We start from the raw sequence: 18360 nt of genomic DNA on the forward strand, positions 1-18360 counted from the left end.
CTTGACGTGGAAGCCGAGGGCTCTGGCGCTGACCGGTGCGGGGCCTGAAGGACGAGTTCGCCGCTACCGGCGCCTGGGCCGGCGGGGGAGCCGGTCGAGCGTCTCGATGACGCGTGCGGGGCCGTCCTCGGCTCCGACGCGCCCGGCCAGCTCGGCGGCCCGCTGCCGGTAGGCAGGGTCGGTCACGGCCTGGCGTACCAGGTCACCGAGGCGCTCGGCCGACAGCTCGTTCATCGGCACGTACCCCGGGCTGACCCCCAGCCCCGCCAGACGGCGCGACCAGAACGGCGCGTCACCCATCATCGGCACGGGTACGGCCGGAACGCCCGCGCGGACACCCGCCCCCGCCGTGCCCGCCCCCGCGTGGTGGACCACGGCGGCCATCCGGGGGAACAGCCACTCGTGCGGCGTGTCGCCGATGGCCAGCACGTCGTCCCCCATCGCCGACAGCTCCGACCAACCCGCCTGGACCACCGCCCGCGTCCCTGCGCGGCGCATGGCGGCGGAAATGGTCTCGGTGATTTCCTCCGTGTCGTGCCGGGTGATGCTGCCGAAGCCGACGAACACCGGCGGCGGCCCGGCCTCCAGGAAGTCGGTCAGCTCGCGCGGTGGCCGCCAGTCCTCGCGCGCCGGCGGCCACCAGTAGCCGACCACCTCCACGCCGGGACGCCAGTCGGCCGGGCGCGGCACGACCTGGGGACTGTAGCCGTGCAGGATCGTCCAGTTCTCGTCCTCGATCGTCCGCCTGCGCACCTCGCCGAGCCCCGTCTGCGGCAGGCCGAGCTGCTGCTGGAAGGCCCTGATCGGGGTGTCCAGCGGGGTCCTGACGTGGCTGGTGACCCCCATTACGAGGCTCGGCAGGTGGCGGTTGCCCCACCTGCCGAGGAACCGTACGTCGAACGACGGCAGCGCGAAGTCGGCAGTCGGGACGCTGGGGAACAACTCCAGGCCCACAGCTGGGATGCCCATGACCCCCGCCGCCAGGTAGCCGTGCCACAGGGCGGTGCGGTGCAGCAGCAGCACGTCGGCGCCCTGGGCGGCCGAGACGACCCCCTTGCCGGTCTCCTCCAGCAACTGCATGCCCATCTGGATGTTGGTCTTCATGGAACGCAGCGTCCCGGTGCCGCGTCCCTGCCACCTCTGGCCCTCCTCGGACCCGAGCATGGCCCGCGTGTCGCCAGGGACGAGCCGGAACTCGCAGCCCGCCTCGTGGACGAGGCCGGCGAAGCTCTCCTGCGCGGCTATCGCCACATCGTGCCCCGCCGCCTTCAGGCGGGCTCCGAGGCCGGCATAGGGGGCGACGTCTCCACGGGATCCGCCGGTGATGATGACAACTTTCATGGGCGCGCTACGCCTCCGGACACGTTGGTGGGCAAGGCAATGCGCCGCGTGCGCGTCCCATCTGGCACGCCAAGGCGGGCATTCGATTCTGTACCAGCTAGCAATTTCAGCTTAGACTGAAATTACTAGCAATGACAATCGTCGATTTGCGCCAGTCTCCGGCTGGTCCCGGCCGCCGCCCGCCAGACAGCGCCCAACGAGTCCCCCAAGGCGTTCGCGGACTCCACGTACAGATGCAAGCGCGCGCGGACGTGCACATCCGGGAGATCCCGCCACGGGCGGTTCTCGTCTTCGATCCCGTACGCGAAAGCATCACCAAGTGGCTCGGTGGGGCGTCCGGTAGGCGGCGGTTCGGCAAGCGTGGGTGTCGCGCCTGGTAGACGGCGGTTCGGCAGGCGTGGGTGTCGTGGACGGCATCACGGCAGTGGCCGAAGCCGGGGCGAACCACCGCCCACACTGTGGGCATCGGCGCGCGACATCGGCCCTTTCACCGTAACGCCGACCAGCAGCCGGTCTTGTGGTGGAAGCGGAGGGAGTGGCTGCTTCTCCTACCGCTGTTCGCCGGGCTTGTCGACGACCTTGCGGCCCGCCGCGTCGATCGCGTCCTGCTTGGCCGAAGCCCCCTGGATCGTGGGCAGCGCCCGGAACAGCACGGCCCGCACATCGGCTACCAGCGGCGGGTCGCTCAGCAACTGGGCGATCGTCTGGAAGATCCGCTCCTGCCTGGTCGTGCCCGCGTCGTCGAATTCCGAGGTAGGAGTGGCGTCGACGCTCGCCCCGATCGTGGAGAACCTGCCGCCCCCGACAACGAACCGTTCGAACGCGTGACCAGAACCCACAGCCCCAAGCCGGAGTCATGCGAGGCGTGGCCCGGCGACGCGATCAGGGTGTCGCGTCACGAGAGTTGAGGGTCAGGGCGATGTACTCCTCACGCGACACCGCATGCACGGCCAGCCCCAGCCCATGTCGGTGCGCGAAACGATTGGCCGCGTCGGGCAGCCACGGCCCTGGCAGATGGTGCACAGCATCGCCCCGCATATTGCGGATGACAAGTCCGGATAAGCCGTCGTAGTGGTAGAGCAGCAAGCTCACCGCGTCCACCACCCTCTCACCGATCCTTATCCTCGGGAGCTGCTCCTTACCCCGGGTGATCTGCAGTTTGTCGCTTGACGTGACACTGATGTACGCCCCGGTGCCGGAGCCGAGGATCACGCCGCGATCAGCACGCCACCGCTGAATGCGAGCCGACACCGGACGTACGACGAGCAGTAGGGGGCTGAAGCCCACTGCCAGCCACTTGGCCTCCACCACGTCCAAGAGCATCCGGCCGACCGCGGAGATGCCGCGCCAGGCCATCCACATGCCGGTCGACGCGAGGTACACCATCGCGGCCAGTCCTGCGACGCCGACGCCGATGCTCACCGGTTTGCGGTACCTGAGCAGCACCGGTGGAGACTGGCCGTGGAGGCGACGCCAGCCGGGGGCCCGGGCGGCGAGCACGGCGCGTACCCGTTTCGAGTCGTGGTGGCGGGCATCGACCAGCGGGATGCCGGTTCTCGCCACGAAGTCGGTCAAGTGTGGGAAGTGCCATTCACCCGGCAGGTCGAGGAGCACCAGGCCGTCTTCGTCGAGCGCGGCCAAGCCCTGGACCGCGTGGGTCTTGGACTTTTTGGACGACACGAGGAACGCCTGGTCGTAGCTGTAGCAATAGAGCGTCGCGGGTCTCAGCTGTAAGGACTGGCCGGATGCGGCGTCGGTGGCCGCCAGTGCGTCACCGTCCCACGAGATGGCGGTCTTGGGGAAGCGCGCCCCGGGATGCGCCCCTGCTACCGGTCGAAGCTGAACGTCCATGACGATCGTCGTCCTCCCCCTCGCCCCTAGTCACATAAGACGGATAAGTCGAAGCTGAAGTTTCGGGTCCGGGAAACGCCCACGTGACGGCGCAAAGGACAGTCCCCGGGTGTTTCGTCACGCGACCGTCTCGATCTCTGTGACGGTCTGTCGTGGCTGGGGTCTTTTGGGTGGAATACCCCCTTCGGGGAAGCGGAAGAAACCAGCCCATCGTGAGCAGAGGCCCCGTGGAAGGACACCGCGTCGGAGACGCGGCAGAACGATGCCCGGCGAACCTTCGTGGACCCCGCCCCACTAAATGAGGACCTTCACCACACCCGTCAGCGCCAATTGCGCCAGCGCCAGCGGCACCAGCACCACCCAGGCCAGCTTCTGCAGCTGGTCCTCGCGCAACCGGGGAAAACTCACCCGCAGCCAAATCACCAAGAAGGCCAGCACGAACACCTTGACCAGCGTCCACACCCACCCGGCCAGCAACGGCCCGTGCCAGCCGCCCAGAAACAGCACTGCGGTCAGGAACGACAGCACGACGATCCCGACGTACTCCGAGAGCATGAACAGGGCGAATCGCATCCCGGTGTATTCGGTCATCGGGCCCATGATGATCTCGGACTCGGCGATCGGCATGTCGAAGGGCGGGCGGCGCAGCTCGGCCAGGCCGGCCAGGAAGAACACCACGCCGCCGATGGCCTGCCACGGCAGCCACCACCACTGCCACGCCGACACGATCCCCGGAATGGACAGCGTGCCCGCCGCCATCGCGACCGAGGAGGCGGCCAGCACCAGCGGCAGCTCGTACGACATGAGCTGGGCGGCCGCCCGCATGCCGCCGAGCACCGAGTATTTGTTGGCCGACGCCCACCCCGCCATGATCGAGCCGAGCACCCCGATGCCCATCACCGCGAGGACGAAGAACAGCCCGAGGTCGAGGTCCACGCCAACCAGGCCCTGGTCGACGGGGATGGCGATCAGTACGAGCAGGTACGGCACGAGCGCGACGCCTGGGGCGATCATGAAGATGCGCCGGTCGGCCGCGGCCGGGATGACGTCCTCTTTCTGCGCGAACTTCACCCCGTCGGCGATGAGCTGCGCCCAGCCGTGGAAGCCGCCCGCGTACATCGGCCCGAGGCGCGACTGCATGTGCGCCATGACCTTGTGTTCGGTCTGCCCGACGATCAGCGGTAGCACGAGGAACACGACGAGAATGGCGGCGAAGCGCAGCACCACGTCAAGCATCGGGTGTCCCCCAGTCGGCGGGTACGCCGGGCGGCAGCGTCTTGCGCCGGCTCGGCGAGCCGTGCCCTGATTCGCCCGGTTCCTTGGCTCCCGGCCAGGGCTTGGCCACCCGGGCGGCGAGGATGAAGTCCTTGCGCAGCGGATGCCCCTCGAAGCCGTCGGGCAGCAGCAGCGGCACCAGATAGGGGTGGCCGTCGAAGAGCACCCCGAACATCTCGTACGTCTCGCGCTCGTGCCAGTTGGCGCCCCGGTAAACGCCCACGGCCGAGGGCAGGCGCGGGTCGGCGCGCGGCACCCGGGTGCGGACCAGCACGCGCTCGCACGAGTCGGGGTCGTAGACGTGGGCGACCACGAAGAACCCGTCAGGCGGATCGTCGACCCCGGTCAGCCAGTCGAAGAAGGTGTGGCCGGAGTCCCTGAGGAAGGTCAGGACCTCGATCCAGTCCGCCGTGGCGACGTCGACGGTGGTCTCCCCGAAGGAGGTGGAGACCGAGACCCGCTCGCCGAACCGCTCCTCGAGAGTCACAATTCTCCCTCGTGCGAGCGGGACCACACGTAGCGGTCGCTGAGCCGCTCCGCCGCGATCTTCTCCTGCAGCTTCATGATCCCGTGCAGCAACGCCTCCGGCCTGGGCGGGCACCCGGGCACATAGACGTCCACAGGAATGATCTGATCGACACCATTGGTGACGCAGTAGGAGTCCCAGTAGGGCCCGCCGGTGTTGGAGCAGGCACCGAACGAGATCACGTACTTCGGGTCGGGCATCTGCTCATAGAGGCGCTTGACCGCGGGAGCCATCTTGTCGGTGACGGTGCCCGAGACGATCATCAGGTCGGCCTGGCGCGGCCCGTTGGCGAACGGGATCACCCCGAACCGGATGAAGTCGTGTCGGCTCATCGAGGTCGCGATGAACTCGATCGCGCAGCAGGCGAGCCCGAAGTTGAACACCCACAGCGAATATCGCCGCCCCCAGTTGAGCACGAAGCGCATCGGCTTGGGCGCCAAGCGCGAGATCGGCCCCACTGTGGGCATCGGGAGATCCGTGGCTGCCATACGTCCATTGTCCCTCGCGATCTCCCTCAGGAGTAGAGAGTCCCCAAGTGATCGACCGAAAAACAACCTAAGTCCAGGCGAGTACGCGCTTCCGCCAGGCATAGAGGATGCCGAGCGCGATGAACCCCAGGAAGACGAACATCTCCACGAGCGTCGTCAGCCCGTATCCCGGCGCGTCGAAGACCGTGGCCCACGGGAAGAGGAAGACGGCGTCCACGGCGAAGACCACGTACAGGTAGGTGAAGACGTAGTAGCGCACCTGCGACTGGGCCCAGCCGTCGCCGACGGGGTCGACGCCGCACTCGTACGTGGTCAGCTTCTCGGCCGTGGGCCTGGTCGGGCGCAGGAGGCGGTTGGCCATGAGGGCCCCGGCCACGATGGCCACGCCGATCAGCAGCAGCGCGGCGACCAGCACGTAGGACCCGAAGTAGCCGTCCATGTCCTGATCGTAACCCAGTCAAAGCTCCGTCCCTATAACCCCAAAACGGGGTAAACCACGCGATCTCCCCCATAATGTGGCGGCCATGCGTAAAAAGCGATTCTTCGGAGGAATCGCACTGCTAGTCCTCTCCGCAGCAGGTGGTGGGCTGGCTACCGCCTCCCCCGAGCCCGAGCACGAGCACGAGCACGACGTCATGGTCCCCGCGGAGCCGACCATGATCGACTTCGTCGACCCGGCGACCGTGGACGGTCTGGGGACCAGGAACCTGGGCGGCGACGAGGGCGAGAACGCGGGTCGCTATGTGCACATCGCCTACCCCCAGCTGCCACACGCCCCCCACCTCAACGTGGCCCTGCGCGGCGAGGCCGAGCGGGTGCTGCACGGCTTCCGCGAGGCCACCAGGTTCGACGCGCCGCGCCCCCGCCCCGAGCTGAACATGGACTGGCAGCTCACCGCCGCCTCGGGCGAGATCTTCGGGGTACGGCTGCGCACCGGCCAGTCCCTCGGCAACGGCTGGAGCAACTCCACCCGGACCCTCTGGTACGACCGCAAGACCGGCCAGGCGACCGGCTCGACGGGCCTGCTCGCCGGGCCGAGCGCGGTGCGCGACCTCACGCGCCTGGTCAGGAGCCAGCTCGCCAAGCGCGGCACCCCGACGACCGCCCACGAGCTGACGGGCGACCAGCTCGACTCGATGGCCTTCAACAATGGCGGAGACCTGGTGGTGGAGTTCGACGACTGCCAGGTCGGGCCGTGCTCCCTCGGCCGCCTGGCCGTGGCCGTACCCGCCCGGCAGGTGGAGCCCCTGCTGTCGCCGATCGGACGGGCCGCTCAGCATGCCGTACGGACGGCCGCCGAGCAGACGTCCGCGACCGTGCCGAAGACGGTCCCGACGCCCAGCCCGGAGGCCGCCAGCAACCAGGCGGGCTCGGTCGACTGCGCCGAGACCAGGTGCGTCGCGCTGACCTTCAACGACGGGCCTGGACCCGCCACGCCCCGGCTGCTCGACACGCTGCTCAAGGAGAGGGCGCGGGCCACCTTCTTCACCATCGGCATCAACGCCGCCGCCCGGCCGGACCTGGTGCGCAGGATGAGTGCCGAGGGGCACCTGGTGGCCAACCACACCTGGGCGCACCGGGACCTGTCACAGCTGCCGACCAGCAAGATCGCCGATTCGCTCGGCCGTACCCAGGACACCATCACGGCCACCATCGGCGAGCGCCCCACGCTGATGCGCGCGCCCTACGGAGCGGTGAACGAGGACGTCACGGACGTGGCGGGAGAGATGGGCCTCGCCATCGTCGGCTGGGACGTCGACGCGGGCGACGGGCGCGTGGACGACGCCAAGACGATCACCGACCGGGTGATCCGGCGGGCGCGGGCCGGGAGCATCGTGCTCATGCACAACGTCAACAAGACGATCGTGGACGCGGTGCCGGGCATCGTCAAAAGATTGCGCGGGAAGGGTTACACCCTCGTTACCGTTCCAGAGTTGTATGGAACAGCAGGGATGCAGGCAGGACGCCTATACCGGCCGGGGTCGGAGAGCACGCCAGAGCGCCCCCAGACGTAGTCCACGCCTTGGGGGGACGTATAGTTGGCGCTCGTGACCCGAACAGTCCTCTTCGCACGGCTGCACGTAGACCTGTGCAGAATCGCCGGCGGCCTGTGTCACCCCTAGTGGTTCTCCGGTAGCCCCTGATTGCCTCCGCGTTTACCCGCATTATGTGGCGAGGAAACGTGTTGAACCTCGCGAGGATCTAGCATGGAAACTGAGAACGCGCCCAAAGCCACCGGCGCGTCGAGGAGGACTGAGCTGTGACGAAGCAGGTCCAGCAACTCGACCGCGTGATCATCCGATTCGCCGGCGACTCCGGTGACGGCATGCAGCTCACGGGCGACCGCTTCACCGCGGGCACCGCGGAGTTCGGCAACGACCTGTCGACGCTGCCCAACTTCCCCGCCGAGATCCGCGCCCCCGCAGGCACCCTCCCCGGTGTGTCGAGCTTTCAGCTGCACTTCGCCGACCACGACATCCTGACGCCGGGTGACGCCCCCAACGTGCTCGTCGCGATGAACCCGGCGGCGCTGAAGGCCAACCTGGGCGACCTGCCCCGCGGCGCCGACATCATCGCCAACATCGACGAGTTCACCAAGCGCAACCTGCAGAAGGTCGGCTACGCGGCCAACCCGCTGGAGGACGACTCGCTCAGCGAGTGGCGCGTCCACGCGGTGGCGCTGACCTCGCTGACGGTCAAGGCGCTCGAAGGCTTCGAGCTGTCCAAGAAGGACGCCGAGCGTTCGAAGAACATGTTCGCGCTGGGCCTGCTCTCGTGGCTGTACCACCGGCCGACCGAGCACACGATCAAGTTCCTTGAGCAGAAGTTCGCCAAGAAGCCGGAGATCGCCAAGGCCAACATCGCGGCCTTCCAGGCGGGCTGGAACTACGGCGAGACCACCGAGGCGTTCTCGGTCTCCTACGAGGTGAAGCCGGCCCAGCTGGCGCCCGGTGTCTATCGCAACATCTCGGGCAACCAGGCCCTGGCCTACGGCCTCATCGCCGCGAGCGTGCAGTCGAAGCTGCCGCTGTTCCTCGGCTCCTACCCGATCACGCCGGCCAGCGACATCCTGCACGAGCTGTCCAAGCACAAGCGGTTCGGCGTCCGCACCTTCCAGGCGGAGGACGAGATCGCGGGTGTCGGCGCGGCGCTGGGCGCGGCGTTCGGCGGCGCGCTGGGCGTGACCACGACGTCGGGGCCCGGCGTGGCGCTGAAGGCCGAGACCGTCGGCCTCGCGGTCACCACCGAGTTGCCGCTGCTCATCGTCGACGTGCAGCGGGCGGGTCCGAGCACCGGCATGCCGACCAAGACCGAGCAGACCGACCTGCTGATGGCCATGTTCGGCCGCAACGGCGAGTCTCCGCTGCCGATCGTGGCGCCGATGTCGCCGAGCGACTGCTTCGACGCCGCCATCGAGGCGGCGCGGATCGCGGTCAAGTACCGCACCCCGGTCATGCTGCTGTCGGACGGCTACCTGGCCAACGGCTCCGAGCCGTGGCGCCTGCCGGAGGTGTCCGAACTTCCCGACATCTCCCAGGAGTTCACCACGGCGCCCAACGGTGCCGACGGCGAGTTCCTGCCGTTCAAGCGCGACACCGACACGCTCGCCCGCCCGTGGGCCATCCCCGGCACGCCGGGCCTGGAGCACCGGATCGGTGGCATCGAGAAGGCCGACGGCACGGGCAACATCAGCTACGACCCGAACAACCACGACCTGATGGTCAGGACCCGGGCCGCCAAGATCGCCGGGATCGACGTACCCGACCTGGAGGTCGACGACACCGACGGCGACGCCAAGGTGCTGGTGCTGGGCTGGGGTTCGACCTACGGCCCGATCGCGGCGGCCGTACGCCGCATCAGGAAGAGCGGCGGCAAGGTCGCGCAGGCGCACCTGCGTCACCTCAACCCCCTGCCCGCCAACACCGGCGAGATCCTCAAGAGCTACGACAAGGTGCTGCTGCCCGAGATCAACCTGGGCCAGCTCGCGCTGCTGCTGCGGGCGCGCTACCTCGTCGACATCATCAGCTACAACCGTGTGCGCGGGCTTCCGTTCAAGGCCGAGGAGCTGGCCGGAGTCATCCAGGACGTGATCGACAGTGACTGAGCTGATCAATGGGAAGGGCCTCTCGCTCGTCCCCAAGACGGACACCAAGCAGGGCCTGAAGGACTTCAAGTCCGACCAGGAGGTGCGCTGGTGCCCCGGTTGCGGTGACTACGCGATCCTGGCCGCGGTGCAGAGCTTCCTGCCGGAGCTCGGGCTCAAGCGCGAGAACATCGTGTTCGTCTCCGGGATCGGCTGCTCCTCCCGCTTCCCGTACTACCTCAACACCTACGGCTTCCACTCCATCCACGGCCGCGCGCCGGCGATCGCGACGGGGCTCGCCGCGAGCCGGCCCGACCTGTCGGTGTGGGTGATCACGGGTGACGGTGACGCGCTGTCGATCGGCGGCAACCACCTGATCCACGCGCTGCGCCGCAACGTCAACCTCAACATCCTGCTGTTCAACAACAGGATCTACGGTCTGACCAAGGGCCAGTACTCCCCCACCTCGGAAGTCGGCAAGATCACCAAGTCGACGCCGATGGGCTCGCTGGACAAGCCGTTCAACCCGATCTCGCTGGCCATCGGCGCCGAGGCGTCGTTCGTGGCCAGGACGATCGACTCCGACCGCAAGCACCTGCAGTCGGTGCTGCGCGAGGCCACCGCCCACCGCGGCACCTCGCTGGTGGAGATCTACCAGAACTGCAACATCTTCAACGACAACGCCTTCGAGCAGCTCAAGGATCCGGAGATCCGCGACGACATCACGCTGCGGCTGGAGCACGGGCAGCCGATCGTGTCGGCGTCGAAGGCGGTCGTCAGGGCGGCCGACGGCGGCATCGAGGTGGCCGACCGCGCCTCGGTGAGCGCGGACCAGATCCTGGTCCACGACGCGCACCACCCCGACCCGTCGCTGGCCTTCGCGCTGTCGCGGCTGGACGAGCCCGCGTTCGAGCACGTCCCGATCGGCATCTTCCGCTCGATCGACCGGCCCGCGTACGACGTGCTGATGGCCGAGCAGATGGAGGAGGCCGTGGCGCAGAAGGGCGCCGGTGACCTCAGCGATCTGCTCATGGGTGGAGACACCTGGCGCATCGGCTGAAAACCGTGGGGTAACGCAGCTCCTTCGCGAACCGATACACCTCCGATGCATCGGACTCGCGGGGGAGCTGCGGAGTGGCCGAAGCGCAAAACGGGCCTGGTCAATCCCGACTGAACGCCTTCAACCTGCTGCGCCTCCTGGGAGCGCTCGCGGTCATCGTCGAGCACAGCTGGGTGCTGACCGGGCACGGGACACCCCTGACCCCGGACAGCGGGATAGGGGTCGGCGGCATAGGCGTCGGGGTCTTCTTCCTCATCAGCGGCTACCTGATCAGCACGAGCTGGCTGTCCGACCCGTCGGTGCGCCGCTACACACTCCGCCGGGCGCTGCGCATCTATCCCGCGTACGCGCTCGTCGTCGTCGCCACGGCCCTGCTGCTCGGGCCCCTGGTGAGCGCGCTGCCCGCCGCCTCCTACTTCTCCGGCACCGGCGCCTGGAGCTACATCGCCAGAGGGCTGCTCATCCAGCCGGTGAGCTACGCGCTGCCCGGCGTCTTCCAGGGGCTCCCCTATCCGGGCGCGGTCAACGGGTCGCTCTGGACGATCTGGGTGGAGGTGCTCTGCTACGTCGGTGTGGCGGTCATGGGCCTGCTGGGGCTGCTGCGCCGCCGGACGGTCCTGATCGGGCTGGTGCTGCTCGCGCTCGTCGCCGCGTCGGTCATCCACCTCACCGGCTACTCCGGTCCGCTCATCCCCCTGGTCGTGTCGGCGTACGCCGCGCAGCCCGTGGCGTTCTTCGCGCTCGGCATGCTGATCAGGGAGTTGCGCTGGGTCCCGTCGCTCTGGCTGACGGTCCCCGTGGTGCTCGCGTGGTGGCTGCTGTGGGGCACGCCGGTGGCCAATCTGGGGGCGATCGCGGCGGTCACCTGCCTCACGTTCCTCATCGCCTTCCGCGCGCCGACGTGGCTGCACCGGCCGACCGGCTCCTACGACCTGTCGTACGGGACCTACCTGCTGGCCTTCCCCGCCCAGCAGGTCCTGGTCCAGTACGGGCTCCGGGCGCCCGCGCTCGTGTTGCTGGCCACGGTCGGCATCGTGCTGCCGCTGGCCGCGCTGAGCTGGCGGCTGGTCGAACGGCCCGCGCTGCGCCTACGACAGCGCAAGCCGGCTCCCGTCCCGATGACGACCCCTTAGCGCGGCTCCGTCTGAACCGCGGTCCCGGAGATCCCCTAGCGCGGCTCCGCCTGCGCCAGGAGCCGCTGCAGGTGCAGGCCCCGGTGTACGTCGATCTCGTGTGAGCGGCCGATCCGTACGGCGGTGGCGAACTCCGAGCGCAGGGTCGCCCTGGTCTCCGTCGAGTCCGCCGGCAGCTGTTCGGAGTCGAGCACCAGCGTGCCCTCCGGGCCGTACAGCTCATAGCGGGTCCGGCGGCGCTGCGGGACCCGGCCGCAGATCGTCAGCTGGCTGATCACGTCGTTCTCGTGCAGGCAGGTCAGCGCCAGGAAGCCGGACCGGTTGCCGACCGGCCTGACCTCCGTGATGCGGCCCAGCGCGGCGTCGAGCAGGTCCAGGCCGTGCGGTCCGGTGTTGTAGAGCACGCCCGCGCGGGAGCGCCACGGGCTGTCGGCGAAGGTGTCGTCGAGGAATTCGCCGGTGAGCTGCATGCCGCGGGCGCCGATGGCCGGGAAGTCGCGGGCCCGCTTGAGGAACTCGCGTACGGCGGGACGGTAGCGGTTGGTCAGCACGAGTTGCGTGGCCACGCCCGTGGCGTCCACCTCGTCGGCGAGCGCCTGCGCGTCGCGTACGGTCAGCGCGATCGGCTTCTCCAGCAGCAGCGCCCGGCCCCGCCGCGCCGCCTGGACGGCCATGGGCGCCTGGACGTCCGGCGGGACGGCGAAGACCACGGCCTCGCACCGCTCCAGCAGCCGCTCGTAGGAGGTGAAGGCGGGCACGCCGAACCGCTCGGCCAGCGCCTGGGCGGCCGGGGCGCGCCTGCTCCAGACGCCCGCCAGCCGGGTCTCGGGCCCGGCGGCGAAGACGGGGGCGTGGAAGTCGCGCGCCCAGGGCCCGGCGCCGACCAGGCCCACGTTCACCGGCGCGCTCATGCCGTGACCTTGTAGACGTGGTAGGTGTTCTCCCGCTCGAAGGTGTCGGTGAAGCCGCCGTCCTTCACGGGGAGTGTCCTGTTCTCGAACAGGACCTCCACGCTGGAGGCCGACTCCAGCGCCTTGGGCAGTTTCAGTGTCTGCCGCCCCGGCTTGACGCCCGCCTTGGGCATGGCGAAGACGTAGGAGGAGCCGTCGAGGTCCTTGAGCATGGTGTCGAGTCCCGGCGCGAAGGTGTGGACGTAGGACTGGGTGTTCAGGACGGGCGCGAGGGTGCGGATCCGCCGGTTCAGCTCCGTCACGGCCGCCCGCGTCGCCTGGGCGCACGGCTCGCGCAGCACGTGCTGGCTCGGGCAGGGCCCGGCGAAGCTGTGGTTGAAGTAGATGATGCCGCGTGCCTCGTGGATGAGGGAGTTCATCACCGCGCCGGCCAGCTCGTCGCCGGTGATCGCGCGCAGGCCGTTCGAACCCGGCCAGCCGAGCTCCACGAACGCGTAGATCGGCTGCCTCTTGCCGTCCAGGGCGTCGAGCTTCCTGCCCCGGTCGACGACCATGCCGTAGTTGGCGGCCCGTGGGCAGCGGTCGGCCGGCAGCTTGATGAAGTTCTCGGCCTCCGGGCAGATGCCGGTGTCGGTGTACCAGTACACGTCGGTGGACATGACGTCGGTGTAGGAGTTGACGAACTTCTTCGCCTCGTCGTCGGACTCCCACATGGCGATGCCCTTGCCGTAGTTGGCGTAGTGCAGGCGGCCGTCGTTCTTGGGCAGTTTGTCCTTCAGGGTGCGCATCGCCGTGTAGCCGCAGGGCGGTTTGTCGGGCAGGCACACCTGCCCTTCGCCGCCGTACTTGCCGCTCCAGACGCCGTCGCCCGGCCCGGCGAACATGTCGGGCTCGTCGGCGATCATCCAGCCGACCGTCTCGCTGCCCGACCCCGCCAGGGGCTTGCTGGTGATCGCCGACATCCCGTTGGCGCGGATCAGGCCCATGTCGCTGTTGGCCGTCAGCTCGACGTAGGTGTTGAGCCCGGCCTCCTTGTCCATCCGCACGTCGCGTTCCTCGACGACGGACTCGAACCAGACCCCGATGGGGAAGAACGATGGAGCGGTCCAGCCCGCTGCGGCCGGGGCGGAGAACTTGGCGTAATAGGCCGGGCCGCCCTCCCAGGGGACGCGCGGCAGGCCGAGGTCGTCTCGGGTCGACTTGGCCTGCGCGAACACCCAGCCCACGGCGATCACCAGCAGGGCGGTGACCGCGATGAGCAAGATCCGTCTGTTCGTCGTTCGAGAAGTCATTGCCCTCCCAGCTACGAGGCGATCCGGTAGACGTGATAGCTGTGCTCCGCGTCGAAGGTCTCGGTGAAGTGTCCCTCCCTGTCGACCGGGATGGTGCGGTCTTCGAAGATCTCCTGGATGTGGCCCGCCGCCGAAAGATCGCTGGGTACGGTCAGCACGCGCGGCCCCGGAGCCTGGCCCCGGCCGAGCATCGTGAACAGGTAGTAGTCGCCGTCGAGGCGCTTCAGCATGGTGTCCAGCTCGGGCGCGAAGTCGTAGGCGTACGACTGGGTGTTGAGCACCGGCGCGAGCCGGGCGATCCGGCGGTCGAGCTCGGCGACCCCGCCCCTGACCGCCTTTCCGCAGGCGTGCCGGAGCACGTTGTCCACCTTGCAGGCGGGGTCCGTGCCATGCGCGTCGTAGACGATCCCCCTGGCCCCGTGGATCAGGGCGCTCATCGCCGCGCCGCCCACCTGCTCGGGGGTGAGGCCGGCGAGCGAGATGATCGCGTACACCGGCTGCCGGCGGCCGTCGGCGGCGTCCAAAGTGCGCAGCCGCTCGACGGTCGCGCCGTAGTTGGCCGCCAGGCGGCACTGGGCCGCCGGGAGCTGCAGCCACCGGGTGGCCTCGGCGCAGACGTTGGGGTCGCCGTACCAGGAGACGTCGGCCGCGACCACGTCCGAGTAGCCGTTGACGAACTTGGCGGCCAGCGCCTCCTCCTCCCAGTAGGCCACGCCCTTGCCGAAGGAGGCGTAACGCAGCCGGTCGTCCTTGGGCAGGCGCCCGGCGAGCGTGCCCATGACGGTGTAACCGCAGGTGACGAGTACGGGGACGCAAACGGGTTTGGTGGTGAAGCCGCGGGCGCCCGTCCAGCGCCCGTTGCCCGGTCCCGCCCACACATCGGCCTTGTCGGCGATCAGCCAGCCCACGGTCTCGGCGCCCGCGCCGGGCAGCGGGCGGCTGGTCAGCGCGGTCATGCCGGACTTCCTGAGCAGGTCGGGGCGGCTGCCGCCGGTCGGCTCGATGTAGGTGTTGATGCCAGCGGCCCGGTCCAGCGCGACCTCCCGGGCGGTCCGCGCCGAGGCGAACCAGAGCCCCACGGGGAAGAAGCCGGGGCGGGTCCAGCCCGCCCTGACGGCCGCGGCCGAGCCCTTGTAGGCGGCCGGACCGCCTTCCCAGGGCAGTGCCCGCAAGGCCATCGTCAGCGCGGGCAGCGTGCTCGCGACGGGCTTCGGCGGGACGGACCGCAGCCACAGCCCGCCCCCGACGGCCACCGTCGCGGCGGTGAGCAGCGCCGCCCACCGCGTGACTGTCAATATCTTCACGCCATCCCTCTTCACGCCATCCCTCTTCAGGCCAACGCTCTTCACGCCAACGCTCTCAACGCCGTGCGTCGGGTGTCTGCTCGGCCAGCGCCATGAGGTCGGCCGCCCGCGCCGACCAGTCGGCGCCGGCCAGCGAGCCGCGCAGCCGCTCCGGCGACTGCGGGCCGCCCTCGGCCAGGCAGACGCGGATGGCCTCGATGAACTGCTCAGGGGTGGTCGCGGTCCTGACGCGGTCGGCGTAGTGGGCCAGCTCGTCGAACTCGGTGCTGACCACGGGCAGACCGAGCGCCAGGAACTCCTTCAGCTTGATCGGGTTCGCGTGCTTGATCCACTCGTTGTCCAGCCACGGCATGATCGCCACGTCGAAGCCCGAGCCGTAGGCGGGGATCACCGAATAGGGGCGCAGGCCCAGCCAGTGCACGTTGGGATGCTTGGTGAGCCGTTCGATCTGCCCGTTCGCGTCGCCGACGAGCACCAGCGACGCCTCCGGCAGGCCGAGCGCGACCCGTTCCAGCAGGTCGAAGTCCACCACGAAGTCGTCCAGGGCGCCGAAGAAGCCGATCCTGGGCCCCGGTACGGCCCGCAGGTCGGCGGGCTGCCGGTCGGCCGGGACACGGCTGAAGTGCTCCAGGTCGACCCCGTGGTCGAGGAAGCGGGCCCGCGTGCCCGCGAGCGGGCGTTCCTCGGCCATGAGCCCTCGGCTGGCGTACACCACGTGGTCGGCACGTTCCAGAAGGTCACGTTCGAGGGTCTCGATCGTCCTCGTGTCCGACTCGGGGAAGGCGGAGTGGCGGTCCGAGCGGTTGAAGATCAGCGCCCGGCGGCGCATCGGGCGGACCACATCCCAGGCGGTGGGGATGGTCACCACGATCACCGGCACCTTCAGGCCCAGCCACCCGCAGACCGCCCGTACCTGTGTCCTGACCAGCCAGGCGTTGAGCCCACGGCCCAGGCGCGAGCCGTACAGGGGGAGCGGGAGCGGCGACATCACCCACAGGTTCGGCTCCACCCGCCTGACGAACTTGGCCACGCTGCGCAGCTTCCTGGCGATGCGCCGCAGCACGAAGGTGGAGCGGCCGGGCAGCGGCATCCGCATGCCGATGCTGTTCACGATCAGCACCTTGCGCGACCCCGCGAGGTGGCGCATGAGCTGGAAGTCGGAGTGGGCCCGGTTGTGGTACCACCAGTCCTGGGCGGAGAAGCAGACGTAGGCGGGCGGCGATGACGCCGGGCGGCCGCCCGGCGGCGTCGGCCATTCGGCCATCGTCGCGAGTTCGCGCAACGCCGCCCGGTGCCGCTCCCCCGCCCGCCTGCCACGGGTGACGGCGCGCATCGCCTCGTTCAGTGCGACCGCAAGGCGCATGAGCTGCGCGCGGGGCCTGCCGTACCGCTGCCGGTGCAGCCGCACCCGGTTGGCGGCGGCGAGGGTCCACAGCGGGCTGGAGTTGGCCTGCTCGCCGCCGAGGTGGACGGCCACCGCCCTTGGCTCGTAGCGGATCGAGAAGCCGTGGTCGCGGATCTTGAGCATGTACTCGGTCTCCTCCGAGTACAGGAAGTAGCGCTCGTCGAGCGGTCCCACAGCCTCCAAGCAGGCGCGCGAGACCAGCCAGGCGGCGCCCGTCGCCCAGTCGGGCGTGCCCGGCCGCTCGTAGGCACGCGGGTCGACGACGAGCTCGCCCAGCGGCGCGTGGCGGCCCGCTCTGAGCCCGCCCAGCAGCGCCTCTCCCACGGCCCGCAGCACTGTGGGGCGCCGGCGCAGGGACAGCTGCAACACGCCGTCGGCGCCCACCAGCCGGGGCACCGCGATGCCCGTGCCGGGGACGGACAGCGCCTCGCGCAGCAGGCGCACCGAGTCGGGTCTGAGCCGGATGTCGGCGTTGAGGATGAGGACGTCGCAGCCGGGGGCGGCGGCGATGCCCGCGTTGACGCCCGCCGAGAACCCGCCGTTACGGCCGGTCCTGACCAGCTCGACGGGCACTCCGGTCGCGAGCACCCGCTCCACCGTGTTGTCGGGGGAGTCGTTGTCCACGACGATGATCCGGGCCGGCTCCCCCTCGCTCAGCACGGTGTCCAGCGAACGCAGGCACTCCTCGATGACCTGCCCGCTCTGGTAGGTGACGATCACGATGGCAAGCGGAGACCGCTCGGGAACAGTCATCAGGCACCCAATCTGTGAGGTCAGGAGCGCCGGCCCGCGGCCAGCCGGTGCCACGCGGCCCCGGCCAGCAGCCTGAGCGCGAAGGGCAGGTCGTCACGCAGGTAGCGGCGGACGAGTCGACGGGGTTCGAGGGCGAGCCTGAACAACCACTCACCGCCCACCCGCTGGATTCCGTCCGGGGCCCGCCGGAACTGCCCGGCGGCCATCGGGATGGCGGCGCCGCAGCCGATGTACCAGGCGTGCGGGAGTTCGGGGCGGAGCGCGGCTATGACGCGTTCCTGCTTGGGAAAGCCCAGGCCGACGAAGACGAGGTCGGGAGCGGCCGCGCGGACCTTCTCCACGGTCTCCGCCATCCCGCCGGCCAGCCGGTCGAAGCCGAAGGGCGGCGCGTAGACCCCGGCCACCCGCAAACCGGGATAACGCCCGGCCAGTACCTCACCGGCCGCCTCCGCCACCCCTGGCTCGCCGCCGAGCAGGAACACCGACCGTCCCTCGCGGGCGGCGACCTCGCTGAGGGTGAAGATCAGGGAGGACCCGGTGACGCGGTCGGATACGCGCAGTCCGCCGAGGCGGGCGGCCCACACCACCGGCATGCCGTCCGCGACCACCAGTTCGGCGCCCGCCACGAGCTCGGCGAGCTCGGGGTCGCGGGTGGCGGCGCGGACGATGTCCACGTTGGCGGTCACGATCATGCCGCCCAGGCCGTCGTGCCAGGCCCGCGCGAGGTGCTCGGCGACCTGCGACTCGGTGATGGCGTCGATCCCGACGGCGCCCACCCGCGCGCGCTGCGCGACAGGTAAGGCGCGGTTCTTTGGACCGTTCTCATCCGACGAATGGCCCATCGGAATACCGCACCCCCCGTCTGCCGACTCACCCTTTGGACATCGGTATCGGGGTATATCCGTTACACGGTGGCGACGGCTCGGACGCCGGGCCA

The 18360-nt window shown here is 69.5% G+C and carries 17 protein-coding genes; 5 read left to right on the forward strand and 12 right to left on the reverse strand.

Annotation, left to right across the window (positions count from 1 at the left end; all coding sequences use genetic code 11):
• Positions 1–63: 63 nt before the first annotated feature.
• From ACQP2T_RS58150 to ACQP2T_RS58180, 7 genes are all read right to left on the reverse strand, one after another.
• Positions 64–1341, reverse strand: a complete 1278-nt coding sequence (locus ACQP2T_RS58150) for a glycosyltransferase (RefSeq protein ID WP_433513253.1) — start codon at positions 1339–1341, stop codon at positions 64–66.
• Between the two features lie 548 nt (positions 1342–1889).
• Positions 1890–2180, reverse strand: coding sequence for a hypothetical protein (locus ACQP2T_RS58155; RefSeq protein WP_433513254.1), 291 nt, complete (start codon positions 2178–2180; stop codon positions 1890–1892).
• Positions 2181–2223: 43 nt separating this feature from the next.
• Complete coding sequence (locus ACQP2T_RS58160) at positions 2224–3192, reverse strand: hypothetical protein (protein ID WP_433513255.1); 969 nt, start codon at positions 3190–3192, stop codon at positions 2224–2226.
• A gap of 294 nt (positions 3193–3486) precedes the next feature.
• Entirely contained in the window at positions 3487–4428 is a 942-nt protein-coding gene (locus ACQP2T_RS58165; RefSeq protein WP_433513256.1) for a complex I subunit 1/NuoH family protein, read from the reverse strand.
• Positions 4421–4954 (reverse strand): NADH-quinone oxidoreductase subunit C, encoded by a 534-nt coding sequence (locus tag ACQP2T_RS58170; RefSeq protein WP_357954879.1) that lies wholly within the window; start codon positions 4952–4954, stop codon positions 4421–4423. Before ACQP2T_RS58170 ends, ACQP2T_RS58165 begins: the two co-directional genes overlap by 8 nt.
• Positions 4951–5481: an NADH-quinone oxidoreductase subunit B gene (locus tag ACQP2T_RS58175; protein ID WP_433513257.1), complete on the reverse strand. Its 531-nt coding sequence runs from the start codon at positions 5479–5481 to the stop codon at positions 4951–4953. The genes ACQP2T_RS58170 and ACQP2T_RS58175 overlap by 4 nt, the downstream gene beginning before the upstream one ends.
• Positions 5482–5548: 67 nt before the next feature.
• The gene (locus ACQP2T_RS58180; protein WP_433513258.1) at positions 5549–5920 is read right to left on the reverse strand and encodes an NADH-quinone oxidoreductase subunit A; all 372 of its coding nucleotides are present in this window, start codon (positions 5918–5920) and stop codon (positions 5549–5551) included.
• Between the two features lie 85 nt (positions 5921–6005).
• Here ACQP2T_RS58180 and ACQP2T_RS58185 point away from each other — a divergent pair, with 85 nt between their 5' ends.
• The 5 genes from ACQP2T_RS58185 (at position 6006) to ACQP2T_RS58205 (ending at position 11758) form a co-directional block, all read left to right on the forward strand.
• Positions 6006–7496 carry a polysaccharide deacetylase family protein gene (locus tag ACQP2T_RS58185; protein ID WP_433513259.1) on the forward strand — a complete coding sequence of 497 codons (1491 nt, stop codon included), beginning with the start codon at positions 6006–6008 and terminating at the stop codon, positions 7494–7496.
• 33 nt (positions 7497–7529) lie between these two features.
• Positions 7530–7604, forward strand: coding sequence for a putative leader peptide (locus ACQP2T_RS58190; protein ID WP_358031365.1), 75 nt, complete (start codon positions 7530–7532; stop codon positions 7602–7604).
• Between the two features lie 137 nt (positions 7605–7741).
• On the forward strand, positions 7742–9586 hold the full coding sequence (locus ACQP2T_RS58195) for a 2-oxoacid:acceptor oxidoreductase subunit alpha (RefSeq protein ID WP_433513260.1): 1845 nt from the start codon (positions 7742–7744) through the stop codon (positions 9584–9586).
• Complete coding sequence (locus ACQP2T_RS58200; protein ID WP_433513261.1) at positions 9579–10625, forward strand: 2-oxoacid:ferredoxin oxidoreductase subunit beta; 1047 nt, start codon at positions 9579–9581, stop codon at positions 10623–10625. Before ACQP2T_RS58195 ends, ACQP2T_RS58200 begins: the two co-directional genes overlap by 8 nt.
• A 74-nt stretch (positions 10626–10699) precedes the next feature.
• Positions 10700–11758 (forward strand): acyltransferase family protein, encoded by a 1059-nt coding sequence (locus ACQP2T_RS58205; protein ID WP_433513262.1) that lies wholly within the window; start codon positions 10700–10702, stop codon positions 11756–11758.
• A gap of 35 nt (positions 11759–11793) precedes the next feature.
• On the opposite strand, the gene ACQP2T_RS58210 is transcribed toward ACQP2T_RS58205, so the two are convergent.
• The 5 genes from ACQP2T_RS58210 to ACQP2T_RS58230 are packed head-to-tail and all read right to left on the reverse strand — an operon-like array spanning position 11794 to position 18265.
• Positions 11794–12669, reverse strand: coding sequence for a Gfo/Idh/MocA family protein (locus ACQP2T_RS58210; protein WP_433513263.1), 876 nt, complete (start codon positions 12667–12669; stop codon positions 11794–11796).
• Positions 12666–13961: a hypothetical protein gene (locus ACQP2T_RS58215; protein ID WP_433513264.1), complete on the reverse strand. Its 1296-nt coding sequence runs from the start codon at positions 13959–13961 to the stop codon at positions 12666–12668. Before ACQP2T_RS58215 ends, ACQP2T_RS58210 begins: the two co-directional genes overlap by 4 nt.
• 11 nt (positions 13962–13972) lie before the next feature.
• Positions 13973–15265: a hypothetical protein gene (locus ACQP2T_RS58220; protein ID WP_433513265.1), complete on the reverse strand. Its 1293-nt coding sequence runs from the start codon at positions 15263–15265 to the stop codon at positions 13973–13975.
• A gap of 55 nt (positions 15266–15320) precedes the next feature.
• Positions 15321–17423 (reverse strand): glycosyltransferase, encoded by a 2103-nt coding sequence (locus ACQP2T_RS58225; protein WP_433513266.1) that lies wholly within the window; start codon positions 17421–17423, stop codon positions 15321–15323.
• A 20-nt stretch (positions 17424–17443) separates the two neighbouring features.
• Positions 17444–18265, reverse strand: coding sequence for a WecB/TagA/CpsF family glycosyltransferase (locus ACQP2T_RS58230; RefSeq protein WP_433513267.1), 822 nt, complete (start codon positions 18263–18265; stop codon positions 17444–17446).
• Positions 18266–18360: the final 95 nt, after the last annotated feature.

This window comes from Nonomuraea sp. CA-143628 (assembly GCF_050942315.1).
In the GTDB taxonomy this organism is placed as follows: domain Bacteria; phylum Actinomycetota; class Actinomycetes; order Streptosporangiales; family Streptosporangiaceae; genus Nonomuraea.

Excerpts from the sequence above, each read along its gene's own strand:
- ACQP2T_RS58150 (WP_433513253.1), bottom strand. The coding sequence starts at position 1,341 with ATGAAAGTTGTCATCATCACCGGCGGATCCCGTGGAGACGTCGCCCCC.
- ACQP2T_RS58160 (WP_433513255.1), bottom strand. The coding sequence starts at position 3,192 with ATGGACGTTCAGCTTCGACCGGTAGCAGGGGCGCATCCCGGGGCGCGC.
- ACQP2T_RS58165 (WP_433513256.1), bottom strand. The coding sequence starts at position 4,428 with ATGCTTGACGTGGTGCTGCGCTTCGCCGCCATTCTCGTCGTGTTCCTC.
- ACQP2T_RS58175 (WP_433513257.1), bottom strand. The coding sequence starts at position 5,481 with ATGGCAGCCACGGATCTCCCGATGCCCACAGTGGGGCCGATCTCGCGC.
- ACQP2T_RS58180 (WP_433513258.1), bottom strand. The coding sequence starts at position 5,920 with ATGGACGGCTACTTCGGGTCCTACGTGCTGGTCGCCGCGCTGCTGCTG.
- ACQP2T_RS58185 (WP_433513259.1), top strand. The coding sequence starts at position 6,006 with ATGCGTAAAAAGCGATTCTTCGGAGGAATCGCACTGCTAGTCCTCTCC.
- ACQP2T_RS58210 (WP_433513263.1), bottom strand. The coding sequence starts at position 12,669 with ATGAGCGCGCCGGTGAACGTGGGCCTGGTCGGCGCCGGGCCCTGGGCG.
- ACQP2T_RS58215 (WP_433513264.1), bottom strand. The coding sequence starts at position 13,961 with ATGACTTCTCGAACGACGAACAGACGGATCTTGCTCATCGCGGTCACC.
- ACQP2T_RS58225 (WP_433513266.1), bottom strand. The coding sequence starts at position 17,423 with ATGACTGTTCCCGAGCGGTCTCCGCTTGCCATCGTGATCGTCACCTAC.
- ACQP2T_RS58230 (WP_433513267.1), bottom strand. The coding sequence starts at position 18,265 with ATGGGCCATTCGTCGGATGAGAACGGTCCAAAGAACCGCGCCTTACCT.